The organism is Streptomyces capparidis (assembly GCF_054782095.1).
In genome coordinates this window covers 45,943-58,269 of sequence record NZ_BAAGTD010000019.1, presented here as the reverse complement: position 1 = coordinate 58,269, position 12,327 = coordinate 45,943, and the positions used below count along the sequence as shown (strand labels likewise).

At 76.4% G+C, this 12,327-nt stretch carries 13 protein-coding genes; 6 read left to right on the top strand and 7 right to left on the bottom strand.

What is annotated here, in order from left to right; genetic code table 11:
• Positions 1-20: 20 nt before the first annotated feature.
• On the bottom strand, positions 21-1,019 hold the full coding sequence (locus ACYVO2_RS17240) for a helix-turn-helix domain-containing protein (protein ID WP_461008800.1): 999 nt from the start codon (positions 1,017-1,019) through the stop codon (positions 21-23).
• Between the two features lie 178 nt (positions 1,020-1,197).
• Between ACYVO2_RS17240 and ACYVO2_RS17235 the strand changes: the two genes are divergently transcribed.
• The 3 genes from ACYVO2_RS17235 (at position 1,198) to ACYVO2_RS17225 (ending at position 3,512) form a co-directional block, all read left to right on the top strand.
• Positions 1,198-2,061: an NAD(P)-dependent oxidoreductase gene (locus tag ACYVO2_RS17235; protein WP_461008716.1), complete on the top strand. Its 864-nt coding sequence runs from the start codon at positions 1,198-1,200 to the stop codon at positions 2,059-2,061.
• Positions 2,058-2,651 carry a maleylpyruvate isomerase N-terminal domain-containing protein gene (locus ACYVO2_RS17230; RefSeq protein ID WP_461008715.1) on the top strand — a complete coding sequence of 198 codons (594 nt, stop codon included), beginning with the start codon at positions 2,058-2,060 and terminating at the stop codon, positions 2,649-2,651. The genes ACYVO2_RS17235 and ACYVO2_RS17230 overlap by 4 nt, the downstream gene beginning before the upstream one ends.
• 111 nt (positions 2,652-2,762) lie before the next feature.
• Positions 2,763-3,512 carry an MBL fold metallo-hydrolase gene (locus ACYVO2_RS17225; protein WP_461008714.1) on the top strand — a complete coding sequence of 250 codons (750 nt, stop codon included), beginning with the start codon at positions 2,763-2,765 and terminating at the stop codon, positions 3,510-3,512.
• Positions 3,513-3,519: 7 nt separating this feature from the next.
• On the opposite strand, the gene ACYVO2_RS17220 is transcribed toward ACYVO2_RS17225, so the two are convergent.
• A complete protein-coding gene (locus ACYVO2_RS17220) occupies positions 3,520-4,344 on the bottom strand; it encodes an NAD(P)H-binding protein (protein ID WP_461008713.1) in 825 nt (274 codons plus the stop codon).
• A 115-nt stretch (positions 4,345-4,459) separates the two neighbouring features.
• On the opposite strand from ACYVO2_RS17220, the gene ACYVO2_RS17215 reads away from it, so the two are divergent.
• Positions 4,460-5,101 (top strand): TetR/AcrR family transcriptional regulator, encoded by a 642-nt coding sequence (locus tag ACYVO2_RS17215; protein WP_461008712.1) that lies wholly within the window; start codon positions 4,460-4,462, stop codon positions 5,099-5,101.
• A 25-nt stretch (positions 5,102-5,126) separates the two neighbouring features.
• On the opposite strand, the gene ACYVO2_RS17210 is transcribed toward ACYVO2_RS17215, so the two are convergent.
• Complete coding sequence (locus ACYVO2_RS17210) at positions 5,127-6,077, bottom strand: LysR family transcriptional regulator (protein WP_461008711.1); 951 nt, start codon at positions 6,075-6,077, stop codon at positions 5,127-5,129.
• Between the two features lie 132 nt (positions 6,078-6,209).
• Between ACYVO2_RS17210 and ACYVO2_RS17205 the strand changes: the two genes are divergently transcribed.
• On the top strand, positions 6,210-7,484 hold the full coding sequence (locus ACYVO2_RS17205; RefSeq protein WP_461008710.1) for an MFS transporter: 1,275 nt from the start codon (positions 6,210-6,212) through the stop codon (positions 7,482-7,484).
• 4 nt (positions 7,485-7,488) lie between these two features.
• Here the strand turns inward: ACYVO2_RS17205 and ACYVO2_RS17200 are convergent, their stop codons facing one another.
• Together ACYVO2_RS17200 and ACYVO2_RS17195 are read right to left on the bottom strand one after the other, a co-directional pair.
• Positions 7,489-8,100 (bottom strand): Uma2 family endonuclease, encoded by a 612-nt coding sequence (locus ACYVO2_RS17200; RefSeq protein WP_461008709.1) that lies wholly within the window; start codon positions 8,098-8,100, stop codon positions 7,489-7,491.
• Positions 8,101-8,171: 71 nt separating this feature from the next.
• Positions 8,172-9,101 carry an AraC family transcriptional regulator gene (locus tag ACYVO2_RS17195; protein ID WP_461008708.1) on the bottom strand — a complete coding sequence of 310 codons (930 nt, stop codon included), beginning with the start codon at positions 9,099-9,101 and terminating at the stop codon, positions 8,172-8,174.
• A gap of 153 nt (positions 9,102-9,254) precedes the next feature.
• On the opposite strand from ACYVO2_RS17195, the gene ACYVO2_RS17190 reads away from it, so the two are divergent.
• Positions 9,255-10,298, top strand: a complete 1,044-nt coding sequence (locus tag ACYVO2_RS17190) for a saccharopine dehydrogenase family protein (protein ID WP_461008707.1) — start codon at positions 9,255-9,257, stop codon at positions 10,296-10,298.
• Here ACYVO2_RS17190 and aroQ read toward each other — a convergent pair.
• Together aroQ and ACYVO2_RS17180 are read right to left on the bottom strand one after the other, a co-directional pair.
• Entirely contained in the window at positions 10,262-10,909 is a 648-nt protein-coding gene (gene aroQ / locus ACYVO2_RS17185; protein WP_461008706.1) for a gamma subclass chorismate mutase AroQ, read from the bottom strand. The two genes, ACYVO2_RS17190 and aroQ, sit on opposite strands and share 37 nt — an antisense overlap.
• Before the next feature lie 107 nt (positions 10,910-11,016).
• Positions 11,017-12,300, bottom strand: coding sequence for a thymidine phosphorylase (locus tag ACYVO2_RS17180; RefSeq protein ID WP_461008705.1), 1,284 nt, complete (start codon positions 12,298-12,300; stop codon positions 11,017-11,019).
• Positions 12,301-12,327: the final 27 nt, after the last annotated feature.

Genomic DNA, 12,327 nt, shown 5'->3' with positions numbered 1-12,327 from the left:
GGGGCCGCCGGCCGGGCCGCTCAGGCCGCGGAGGGCGAGCCCGGCACCGTGTGCGGGAAGGCGCGGCGGTAGGCGGTCGGGGAGACGCCGAGGTGCTTCAGGAAGTGGTGGCGCAGGTTGTTCGCCGTGCCGAGGCCGCTGAGCTCGCCGACCCGCTCCACGGGCAGGCAGGTGGACTCCAGCAGGCTCTGGGCGCGGGCCAGCCGCTGGTGGAGCAGCCACTGCACCGGGGTGAGCCCGGTGGTCTCGCGGAACCGGCGGTGCAGGGTGCGCGGGCTCAGCGCGGCCCTGCGGGCGAGGTCCTCCACGGTGAGCGGCCGCTCCAGGTTGGCCCGCGCCCACTCCAGGACCGGGCCGAGGCCCAGGTCGTCGGCCACCGGCACGGACAGGTCCACGAACTGGGCCTGGCCGCCGGGGCGGTGCGCGGGGACGACCATGCGGCGGGCGAGCTGGTTGGCGACGTGCGCGCCGAGGTCGCGGCGGACCAGGTGCAGGCACAGGTCCAGGCCCGCGGTCAGCCCGGCGCTGGTGAGCACGTCGCCCTCGTCGACGTACAGCACCGAGTCGTCCACCTCCACCTTGGGGTAGCGCGCGGCCAACTGGGCGGTGTGCTGCCAGTGGGCGGTGGCCCGGCGGCCGTCGAGCAGCCCGGCCTCGGCGAGGGCGAAGGCGCCGGTGCACAGCGACACCACGCGGGCGCCCGCCTCGTGGGCGCGGCGCAGGGCGGCGACCAGGTCGGGCGGCACGGGCGCGCCCTCCTCCACACAGGCGTCGGGGACCGAGGGGACGACGACGGTGCCGGCCCCGTCCAGGCCGTCCAGGCCGTACGGGGTGCGCAGCGCGAGCCCCGGGCCGCCGCCCGGGCCGCCCAGCCCCACGCCGCCCTGCCCCACGCCGCACAGCCGCAGGTCGTACCAGGGGTCGGCCAGGTCGGGCTGCGGCTTGCCGAAGACGGTGCAGGGGATGCTCACCTCGTACAGGTCCCAGGACGGCAGGGGGATGTCCTCGGGCACGACCACGGCGACGGTTCCGGCGCTCACACTCACCCGCAAAGGGTATGGCAGGAATTTGGTGGTCGCCGACACCGGTGTCACTGTCGGCGGCCGGCGGGGTTTGCGAGCGTGGACGGCACGTGATCGTTTCCGCCTCCGGGCGGACCGGAGAGGGAGAAGTGCCGTGGACGTTGGGCATCCTGCCGTGAGTGTCGTCGGGCTCGGGAACATGGGTTCGGCGCTGGCCGCGGCGCTGCTCGAGCGGGGGCACCCGGTGACGGTGTGGAACCGCTCCGCGGAGAAGGCCGCGCCGCTGGCCGGGAAGGGCGCGGCGGTGGCGGCGACGCCGGAGGAGGCCGTGGCGGCGAGCCCGCTCACCGTCGCCTGCGTGCTGGACTACGACGTGCTGCGCGCCGCGCTCGGGCCCGCGTCGGGCGCGCTGGCCGGAAGGACCCTGGTGAACCTCACCTCCGGGTCCCCCGAGCAGGCGGCGCGGGCGCAGGAGTGGGCGCGGTCGCTGGGGGCCGGGTACCTGGACGGGGCGATCATGACGACGCCGCCCGGGGTGGGCAGCCCCGAGATGATGTTCCTGTACAGCGGGGCCCGGGAGGTGTTCGACGAGCACCGGGGCACCCTCCAGGTGCTCGGCGACCCCGTGTACCTGGGCGCGGACCCGGGGCTGGCCTCCCTGTACGACGCCGCCCTGCTCGGGCTGATGTGGGCGGCCATGACGGGTTGGCTGCACGGGACCGCCCTGCTGGGCGAGCAGGCGCGGGCCACCGAGTACACGCCGGTCGCGCTGCGGTGGCTGACGGCCGTGGGCGGGTTCCTCACCCGGTACGCCGCCCAGGTGGACGCCGGGCACTACCCGGGTGACGACGCGACCGTGGACGTGCAGATCGCCGCGATCGACCACCTCATCCACGCGGCCGAGGCGCGCGGCGTGGACAGCGGGCTGCCGCGGCTGCTGAAGGCCACCATGGAGCGGGCCGCCGCGGCCGGGCACGGCCAGGACAGCTTCGCCGGCGTCATCGAGGTGCTGCGCGGCGCCGGGGACGCGGCGCGGTGAGCGCCGCCACCGCCGTCGCCTGGGACGAGGCGGTCGAGGCGGCCGCCGAGGAGTGCCTCGCGGTGCTCGCCGGGGCCGCGGACGCCGACTGGTCCCGGCCCGCGCACGGCCTGGAGTGGAGCTGCCGCACCACCCTGGACCACCTCGCGCTCGGGCTCGTCGGGTACACGGGGCTGCTGGTGGCCCGGCCGCGGGACCGGTACGTCACCCTGTTCGCCTCCCTCGACCCGGCGGCCCCCGTCGCCCACTGCCTGGAGGGCCTGCGCATCGCCTCGTCGCTGCTGGCCCGCACGGTCCGGGACACCCCGGCCGGGGTGCGGGCCTGGCACCCCTGGGGGCACGCCGACGCGCCGGGGTTCGCGGCGATGGGCGTCACCGAGCTGACCGTGCACACCCACGACATCGCCCGCGCGCTCGGCCTGCCGTGGACGGTGCCCGCCGACCTGGCGGCGGCGGCCGTGGCCCGCCTCTTCCCGGACGCCCCCACCGGGCACCCCCCGGCGGACACCCTGCTGTGGTGCACCGGCCGCACCGTTCTGCCCGGCCTGCCCGCCCGCACCGCGTGGCAGTGGGAAGGCGCCCCGCGCTGACCCCGCGCTGACCCCGGGCCCTGTGGGCCGCGCCTGCCCGGCGGGCCGTCCCGCCCCGCCCCCCGGAAAACCGATGCCGGGCCGCCGGCGCCCCCGGCTACCGTCCACGGCATGAGGATCACCGTTCTGGGCGGGTGCGGGGCCTGGCCCACCCCGCGGGAGGCGTGCAGCGGCTACCTGGTCGAGCACGACGGCTTCCGGCTGCTGATCGACCCGGGCTACGCCTCCTTCCCCCGGCTGCTGGAGCACATCCCCGCGCGGGCCGTGGACGCGGTGCTGGTCAGCCACGGCCACCCCGACCACTGCGCCGACCTCAACCCGCTGCTGCGGGCCAGGGCGCTGGGCGAGGACCCGCCGCCCGCCCTGCCGGTGCACGCCCTGCCCGGCGCCCTGGACGCGGTGCTGGCGCTGGACAAGCCCGCCATGCTGGCGCCCGCCCTCGCCCTGCGGGAGTTCGAGGCCGGGCGGTCCTTCGAGGTGGGGCCGTTCCGGGTGGACACCCGGCTCCTGCCCCACTTCGTGCCCAACGCGGGCATGCGCCTGACCGCGGGCGGCCGGGTGCTGACCCACACCGGCGACACCGGCCCCAGCCCGGACATCGCCGTCCTGGCCAGGGACGCGGACGTGCTGCTCGCCGAGGCCACCTTCCCCGAGCACGTCCTGCCGCCCGAGGACGCCCCCTACCTGACCACCGCCCGCCAGGCAGGGCGGTACGCGGCCGAGGCCGGCGCGGCCCGCCTGGTGCTCACCCACCTGTGGCCGGGCACCGACCCGGCGGCGGCTCGGCGCGCCGCCCGGGCGTCCTGGTCCGGGCCGCTGGACGTGGCCGCCCCCGGGTTGGTGGTCGCGCCCGGGGAGTGAGCCGGGCTCAGCGGAAGGCGTCGGCGTTGTCGGCCGCCCACCGGGCGAAGGTGCGGGCCGGGCGGCCGGTGATGCGCTCGGTCTCCGGTGAGACGTCGGCGGGGCGGCCCACCATGCCGCGGAACATGCGCAGCACCGACTCCGCCATCCCGGTGTCGAGGTGCCCGTCGGTCATGGCCTTCAGCGCCTCGTCGTGGCCGATCTCCTCGTACCGCAGCGGCCGCCCCAGCGCCTCGCCGATGATCCGCACCTGCTCGGCGTGGGTGAGCGACTCCGGTCCGCTCAGCACGGGGGCGGTGCCGGCCAGCCCCTCGTCCAGCAGGGCGCGCACCGCGACCGCCGCGATGTCGGCCTCGTGGACGGGCGCGAACTGCGCCTCGGCGTAGGGGCCGCGCACCACGTCGCCCTCGCGGATCTGCGCGGCCCAGTTCAGGGCGTTGCCGGCGAAGGCGCCGGGCCGCAGGTGCGTCCACTGAAGACCGGTGGCCTCCACGGCGGCCTCCAGCGCGAGGTGGTGGGCGCCGATCGGGTTGTCCTCGCCGCCCCCGCCGAGGGTGGCGGCCGAGGACAGGGTGACGATCCGCCGCACCCCGTGCCAGCGCGCCCGCTCCAGGAACTCCCCCGGGTCCCGCCCCCACAGCACGGCCGGGTTGAGGAACAGCGCCGCCACCCCGTCCAGCGGCAGGTCCCCGGTGCGGGCCACCCGCACCCCGGTGGGCAGCCGCGCCCGCTCCGGGTCCCGGGTCAGGGCGCACACCTGCACGCCCGCCTCGGCGAGCTGCCGCACCAGGTGGCGTCCGACGTTCCCGGTCGCTCCGGTCACCGCGATCATCCGTGTTCTCCCTCGTCGCTCGGCCGACTGTCGTGCCGCCCACCTTCAACCAAACGGATGAAGAAGTCAAACGGATGGGTGGCGACGGGTGGCGCGGGGCGGCTAGCCTGGTGCGGTGAGCGAGACCAGCGAGCAGACCAGCCCCCGCCGCGCGGCCCGTACGCCGCGCCGGTCCCCCCCGCCCGACGAGCGCAGGCTCGACGCCCAGCGGTCCCGGGAGAAGCTGCTGGAGGCCGCCAAGGACGAGTTCGCGGCCAAGGGGTACGCCGGCGCGCGGGTGCAGGACATCGCGGACCGCGCCGGGCTGAACAAGCAGCTCATCGCCTACTACTTCGGCGGCAAGGAGGGCCTGTACCGGGAGCTCGCCCGCCAGTGGCAGCGGCAGGAGGAGACGTTCAACGACCCCTCGGTGCCCTTGGACGAGCTGCTCTCCCGCTACGCCGAGGCCGCCCTCGCCGACCCGCGCGGCGCCCGGCTCGCCATGTGGCAGGCCCTGGCCGGCGACGCCGGGGACGCCGGCGACGACTGGGACGACGACGGCACCGACCTCGCCGACATGCGCCGCCGCCAGGCGCGGGGCGAACTGGCCCCCGACCTGGACCCGGCGGCGGTCCTGCTGCTGATGATGGCCGCGGTGACGGCGCCCGTGGCCCTGCCCGGCGCCGCGCAGCGCCTGTTCGGCGCCGCGCCCGGCACCCCCGAGTTCCGGGAGCGCTGGATCCGCGAACTGCGGCGGATCGCGCGGCACCTGGCGTGAGCGGGCGGCCCGGAACCAGGCCCGCTCACGGGTTCGGCAGCGGGTCCTTCGGCAGCAGCCGCCCCCTGCGGGAGAGGACGAACTTCTTGAACGCGGCCACCGGCGGGGTGTCCTCCTGCCCGGCCCGCCAGGCCACGCCGATCTCCCGGACCGCGCGCGGCGCCGTCACCTCCAGCTCCACCACGCCGGGCCGCGGCCAGATCGGCGGGGGCAGCAGGGCCACCCCCAGGCCCACCGCGACCAGGCCCCGCAGCGTCTCCGACTCCTCGCCCTCGAACGCCACCTTCGGGGTGAAGCCCGCCCGCGCGCACAGCTCGTCGGTGATGCGGCGCAGCCCGTAACCGGGCTCCAGCACCACGAACGGGTCGTCGGCGACCTCGGCGAGCCGCACCCTGCGCCGCCGGGACAGGCGGTGGGCGGCCGGGACCACCAGGCGCAGCCGCTGCTCGTCCAGGCGCCGCACGGCCACGTCCGGCTCGTCGGGCAGCGGCGCGATCAGGCACAGGTCGAGACCGCCGGCCCGCATCCGGGCCAGCATGGACGCGCCGTGGTCCTGCACCAACTGGAAGCGGATGCCCGGGTGCTCGTCCCGGAAGTCGTGCAGCAGCCCGGGCACGGTCTCCGGGCCGAGGGTGTGCAGGAAGCCGAAGGTGACCAGGCCGGTGGCCGGGTCGGCGTCCGCCTGGAGCGCCTGCGCGCCGCGCTCCACCTCGGCCAGCGCGCGCTCGAAGGAGGCCAGCAGGTCGCGGCCGGCCCGGGTGAGGGTGACGGAGCGGCCGTTCCTGGCCAGCAGGCTCACCCCGAGCTCGGCCTCCAGCCGGGCCACGGAGCGGCTGAGCGTGGGCTGGGGGACGCCGAGCAGCGCCGCGGCGCGGGAGACGTGCTCGTACCTGGCGACCGCGGCGAAGTGGGCCAGACGGGGCGCGAGCCGGGCGGCCCAGGAGCCGGGTTCGAGGTCCGCGAGTGAGGGGTGCATGACTTCTCCGTTGCGCCGCTGTTGCGCCTGGCACGCCCGGTCGCCGTGCGAGCTGCGCTTATGCACTGACGTATGAATCTTTGCATATTGGCGTATTGGACTGCATGAGCCGGTCCGGCCTACGGTCGATACATGCCCAGTGAAAGTACCGGGGCGTCCGAGAAGGTTTCGGGCGCCTTCACCCCGTCGTTCCCGCACACCCCCGGGCACCGTCCCGGCACCCGCGGATACCGTCGCGCCAACCTCGCGCTGTTCGCCGCGGGCGTCGCCACGTTCATCCTGCTGTACGCGCCCCAGGCGCTGCTGCCCGCCCTCTCCGCCGAGCTGGGCGCCTCCCCGGCCCGGGCCAGCCTGACCGTGTCGGTGACCACGGTCTGCCTGGCGGTCGCCGTGCTGCCGGTCAGCGCGCTGTCCGAGCGGTGGGGCCGCACCCGGGTGATGACGGTGTCGGTGTTCGCCGCGGCGCTGATCGGGCTGCTCGTCCCGCTCGCCCCCGACCTGACCACCCTGGTGCTGCTGCGCGCCGCCCAGGGCGTGGCCCTGGCCGGGCTGCCCGCCACCGCGATGGCCTACCTCGCGGAGGAGGTGGACCCGCGGGCGGTCACCTCCGCCATCGGCCTGTACGTGGCGGGCAACAGCATCGGCGGCATGAGCTCCCGGGTGATCCCCGGGGCGGTGTCGGAGTGGCTGGGCTGGCGGGCCGCGCTGGCCGCCGTGGGCGTCCTCTCGCTGCTGCTCGCCGTCGTCTTCCGGGCGCTGCTGCCCAGGGCCAGGCACTTCCGGCCGGGCCCGGTGCACCCCCGGGCGCTGCTCGGCACCGTCCGCGGGCACCTGAGCGACCCGCTGCTGTGCCGGCTGTACGCGATCGGGCTGCTGCTGATGACGGCGTTCGGCGCGGTGTACACCGTGCTGGGGTACCGGCTGACCGCAGAACCGTTCGGGCTGCCGCAGAGCGTCGTCGGCCTGGTGTTCCTGGTGTACCTGGTGGGGACGGCCAGCTCCGCCGCGGCGGGACGGCTCGCGGGGCGGCTCGGCCGCCGGGGCGCGCTGTACGTCGGCATCCTGACGGCGGCCGCGGGGCTGCTGCTGAGCGTGTCCGCGCACCTGGGCGCCGTGCTGCTCGGCCTGGTGCTGATCACCGCCGGGTTCTTCGCGGGCCACGCGGTGGCGTCGTCGTCGGTGAGCCGCACCGCCACCCGCGGCCGGGCGCAGGCCACCGCGCTGTACCTGGCGGCGTACTACGTCGGCAACGGCATCGGGGGCACGCTGGGCGCCGCCACGTACCACTCGGCGGGCTGGAACGGCACCGTCGCGGTCGGCCTGACCGCGCTCACCGCCGCGGGCGGGATCACCCTGTACGCCACGCGGAAGGCCCTCCTGGAACGCCGCACCCGCGCGATGGCGTGAGCCGTCAGGGGACGGGGAACGCGGCGGTGTCCAGCACCACGTCGAACGGGGCGGGCAGGTGCAGCTTCTCCCCGTAGGGCACGGCCGTCACGGTGCGGTAGACGCCGCCCTCGGGGTCGGCGTGCAGGGTGGCGGTCGGGTCCTTCCGGACCGGGTCGAGGAGGAGGTAGAGGGGGACACCGGCTTGGGCGTACCCGCGCAGCTTGGTGACCCGATCCTGGCGGGCGGTGCTGGGGGAGGTGATCTCGACCACGAGCAGCGCCTCCGTGGCATCCGACCGCGTGCCCACGGCGGCCGCCGTGGGAAGCACGACCAGATCAGGGATGTAGATCCCCTCACGGCCCGGTAGCTGAAGGCCCTGCATGCACAGAGGCTCCACGTCATCGGGGAGCGCGGGATGGATGGCGCGAATGACCTTCGACGCCGTGACGTTGTGCTTCCCCGTGGGTGGTGGCGCCACAGTGACGATCCCCTCGATGATCTCCGCCCGGCTGCCCTCGGGCCAGTCCGTCTCCTCCCAGAACCGGACGAGCTCGTCCCACCAGCCGGTGCGCTGCTGCTGCTCCGGCTCGACGGCGAGTACGCGCATGATGTGCTCCTCGGTTTGGTTCGTCACCGATTCCAGCATGCCCAACACCACCGACACCGGTCCACCGATCACGTTCACCCGTTCGGGGAACCCCCCTCTCACGCCGCCCTGGCGCCGTCGCCGTCCCGGCGGTAGGAGCCCGGTGGGGTGCCGTACTCGCGCTTGAACGCCTTTGCGAACGCGAACTCCGACGTGTAGCCGGTGCGCTCCGCCACCGCGCGCAGCGGCAGGTCGGTGTCGCGCAGCAGCCGCGCGGCGAGCGTCATGCGCCACCAGGTGAGGTACGCCAGCGGCGGCTGGCCCACCAGGGCCGTGAAGCGGCGGGCGAAGGCGGCGCGGGACAGGCCCGCGGCCCGGCCGAGCGAGGCCACGGTCCAGGGGTGGGCGGGGTCGCGGTGCAGGGCGCGCAGGGCCGCCGAGACCGGGCCGTCGTGCAGGGCGGCGGCCCAGCCGGTGCGGGTCCGGTCGGACCGCTCCTCGTACCAGGCCCGCAGCAGGTACAGCAGCAGGACGTCGAGCAGCGACGTCAGCAGCGCGCTGCCGCCGGGGCGGGGGCGGTCCAGCTCCACGGCGAGCAGGTCGATCGCGGAGCGCAACTGCGGGTGGGTGCCCGGGCGGGAGGGGATGTGCACGACCTCGGGCAGGCCGTCGAGCAGCGGGTGCCGCCGGGCGCCGTCGAGGCGGTAGGCGCCGCACAGCAGCTCCGTGTCGGCCACGCCGCCGTCACCGTGGCCGCCGTCATCGCCGTCGCCTCCGTCGCCTCCGTCGAACGGGGCGAGCGGGGTGCCCGGGTCCCCGGCGAGGCCGTGGCCGCGGCCGTGCGGCAGGAAGGCCACGTCGCCCGGGCCCATCCGCAGCGGCTCCCCCTCCCGGGGCAGCAGCCAGCAGGAGCCGCGCAGCACCACGTGGAAGCCCGCGCCGCCGTCGTCGCCGTCGAACCGCACGCCCCACGGGGCGCGGTTGCGCGACAGGCCGGCGTGCGGCACCCCGGTGCGCATCGCGGTGAGCGCGTCGCTGAGCACGTCCATGGCCACACCCTAGCCCCGGGGCGGGGAGACGAACGGGCATGGAGGCGAGACGTCACGGCATCGTTCGTCTCACCGGGCGTCCCTACGGTGGGTTCACGGGCACTCGCCCGCCACTCAGGTGGATTTTGATGACCTTCCGTCAGGAGATGCGTTGTGACGATCGCCGTTTTCGGTGCGAGCGGATACACGGGCCGGCTGGCCGTCGCCGAGGCCGCCCGGCGCGGGCTGCCCGTGGTGCTGGTGGGGCGCGACCCGGCGCGGCTGCGGGCGGCGGCCCGGGAGGCGGGGCTGCCGGACGCCGAGGTGCGGGTCGCGGACGTGGCCGACCCCGCGGCGCTGGCCGCCGCGTTCGCGGGCTGCTCCGCCGTGGTGAACTGCGCCGGCCCGTTCACCGTGCTCGGGCCGCCGGTGGTGCGGGCGGCCGTCGCCGCGGGCTGCCACTACGTGGACACCACCGGGGAGCAGGGGTATGTGCGGGAGGTGTTCGACACCTTCGGGGAGGAGGCCGCGCGCACCGGGGTCACCGTGGTGCCCGGCGCCACCGACGACGGGCTGCCCAGCGACCTGATCGCCGCGCTGACCGCCGCGCGCCTGGGCGGGCCTGCGGAGGAGGTGGTGTTCGCCGTGGCGCTGGAGGGCGGCGGGGCGTCCCGGGGCACCATCCGGTCGATGGGCGCGCTGCGCGACACCATGGCCGACGGCGGGCTCGGCTACGTGGACGGCGCCCTCACGGCGGGGGCGGACGCCCGGCACAAGGAGTTCGTGCTGCCCGGCGAGCGCGAGCCGTCCCCGGTGGTGCGCTTCCCGCTGCCCGCGGTGGTCACCATCCCCCGGCACGTGCGGGCCCGGCACGTGGAGGGGCTGACCACCTCCGAGGTGTCCGGCCTGTTCTCGGAGCTGCGGCCGGAGCTGGCCGAATCCGTGCCCGAGGGGCCGTCCGCGATGGAGCGGGCCGCGGCGCGCTGGGCGTTCTCCGCGGAGGCCACCGCCGCGGACGGGCGGCGGGCCCGGGGCGAGGTGAGCGGGCGCGACATGTACGGCACCACCGCGGTGATCGCGGTGGAGGCGGCCCGCAGGCTCGCCGAGGGCGGCGCCCCGGCCGGGGTGCGCGCCTCCGCTGAGGCGTTCGACGCCGCCGACTTCCTGGACTTCCTCGGCGGCTACGGCGTGACCTGGTCGGTGGCGGACGCCGGCTGAGCGCGGACCTGCTCGCACACCGACGGCAGGGCGCGGGCCAGCGCCGCGGTGTGCAGGGCGTCCAACTGCCGGGCGCGGCCCACCCGGGCGACGTCGGCGGCCAGCACCCCGCGGCACCCGGGCGACCTGCGGGCCCGCTCCGCTTCTGCGACGGCCCGCACCAGCTCGCTGTCGAGCAGGTCGAGCCGCTGCCGCACCGCGTCCAGGCCGTCCGAGGCGGCCGGGGGCCCGGCCGGGGCGCGGGAGGGGTCGGCCGTCCACTGCCGGTGCAGGCCGCGCTGGACGACCTTGCTCGCCTCGATCTGGTCCCGGAAGATCCGCACCGTCGCCTCCGGGTCGGCGCCCAGCGCCCGCGCCTGCCGGGCGACGTCGTCGAGCAGGGCCCGCTCCCGGGCGGGGTCGTCTATGGGGCTGCCGGTCCGCCACTTGGCGGCGGCCACCTGGTCGGCGGCCAGCAGCCGGCGCGCGGAGGCGTCCACCAGCGGCAGCAGGTCGGCGGTGGGGCGGATCGCGCCGGGGCGGGCGGGCACCGCGGCGGCCGGGACCGCCGCGAGCGCGACGGCGGCGGCAGCGGTCAGCAGGGCGGTGAGCGGACGGCGTCGGCTGCTCATGGCCGCAGGCTACCCGCGCCCCGGCCGCGGCGGCGGTGCGCCGGGCCGGGGGCTCCGCGTGTCGGCCACCCCGCGGGCGGGGCGCGCCGCGGGCCGGCCGGTGCCGGTCAGGCGATGCGGTCCAGGACGAGCGGGTCCGGGGTGAACGCGGTGCCGGGCGCGGCGACCTCGACGGCGCCGTCCAGCGCCGCCAGGGCGTAGGCGAAGCGGTCGGGCGTGTCGGTGTGCAGGGTGAGCAGCGGGTCGCCGGCGCGGACGGCCGCCCCGGGCTTGGCGTGCAGCTCCACGCCGGCCCCGGCCTGCACCGGGTCCTCCTTGCGGGCGCGGCCCGCGCCCAGCCGCCAGGCGGCCACGCCCACGGCGTAGGCGTCCAGGCGGGTGAGGACGCCGTCGGCGTCCGCGGTGACGACGTGCCGCTCGCGGGCGACCGGCAGCGGGGCGTCCGGGTCGCCGCCCTGCGCGGTGACCAGGCGGCGCCAGCGGTCCATGGCGGAGCCGTCCCGCAGCGCGTCGGCCGGGTCCGGGCCGGTGACGCCCGCGGCCCGGAGCATCTCCCGGGCCAGGGTCACGGTGAGCTCCACCACGTCCTCGGGCCCGCCGCCGGCCAGCACCTCGACGGCCTCACGCACCTCCAGCGCGTTGCCCGCGGTCAGGCCGAGCGGGGTGGACATGCCGGTCAGCAGCGCCACGGTGCGCACCCCGTGGTCGGTGCCCAGGCCCACCATGGTGCGGGCCAGCTCCCTGGCGTCGTCGAGGTTCTTCATGAACGCGCCGGAGCCGACCTTGACGTCCAGCACCAGCGCGCCCGTGCCCTCGGCGATCTTCTTGGACATGATGGAGCTGGCGATCAGCGGGATCGACTCGACCGTGCCGGTCACGTCCCGCAGCGCGTACAGCTTGCGGTCCGCCGGAGCCAGTCCGTCGCCCGCCGCGCAGATCACCGCGCCGGTGCCGCGCAGCACGTCCATCATCTCGTCGTTCGTCAGGCGCGCCCGCCAGCCGGGGATGGCCTCCAGCTTGTCCAGGGTGCCGCCGGTGTGGCCCAGGCCCCGTCCGGACAACTGCGGCACGGCCGCGCCGCACGCCGCGACCAGGGGCGCCAGCGGCAGGGTGATCTTGTCGCCGACGCCGCCGGTGGAGTGCTTGTCCGCGGTGGGCAGCGGCAGGGAGGAGAAGTCCATGCGCTCGCCGGAGGCGATCATCGCGGCGGTCCAGCGGGCGATCTCGGGGCGGCTCATGCCGTTGAGCAGGATGGCCATGGCGAGCGCGGACATCTGCTCGTCGGCGACCTCCCCGCGGGTGTAGGCGTCGATCACCCAGTCGATCTGCGCGTCGCTGAGCGCGCCCCCGTCGCGCTTGGTGCGGATGACGGAGATGACGTCCATGTCCATGACTGTTCTTTTCCTGGTCGCTGGGGT

Bases quoted from the DNA above. Each gene is read 5' to 3' on its own strand.
- ACYVO2_RS17225 (WP_461008714.1), top strand. From the start codon at position 2,763: ATGAGGATCACCGTTCTGGGCGGGTGCGGGGCCTGGCCCACCCCGCGG.
- ACYVO2_RS17195 (WP_461008708.1), bottom strand. From the start codon at position 9,101: ATGGACGTGCTCAGCGACGCGCTCACCGCGATGCGCACCGGGGTGCCG.
- ACYVO2_RS17210 (WP_461008711.1), bottom strand. From the start codon at position 6,077: ATGCACCCCTCACTCGCGGACCTCGAACCCGGCTCCTGGGCCGCCCGG.
- ACYVO2_RS17180 (WP_461008705.1), bottom strand. From the start codon at position 12,300: ATGGACATGGACGTCATCTCCGTCATCCGCACCAAGCGCGACGGGGGC.
- ACYVO2_RS17205 (WP_461008710.1), top strand. From the start codon at position 6,210: ATGCCCAGTGAAAGTACCGGGGCGTCCGAGAAGGTTTCGGGCGCCTTC.
- aroQ (WP_461008706.1), bottom strand. From the start codon at position 10,909: ATGAGCAGCCGACGCCGTCCGCTCACCGCCCTGCTGACCGCTGCCGCC.
- ACYVO2_RS17220 (WP_461008713.1), bottom strand. From the start codon at position 4,344: ATGATCGCGGTGACCGGAGCGACCGGGAACGTCGGACGCCACCTGGTG.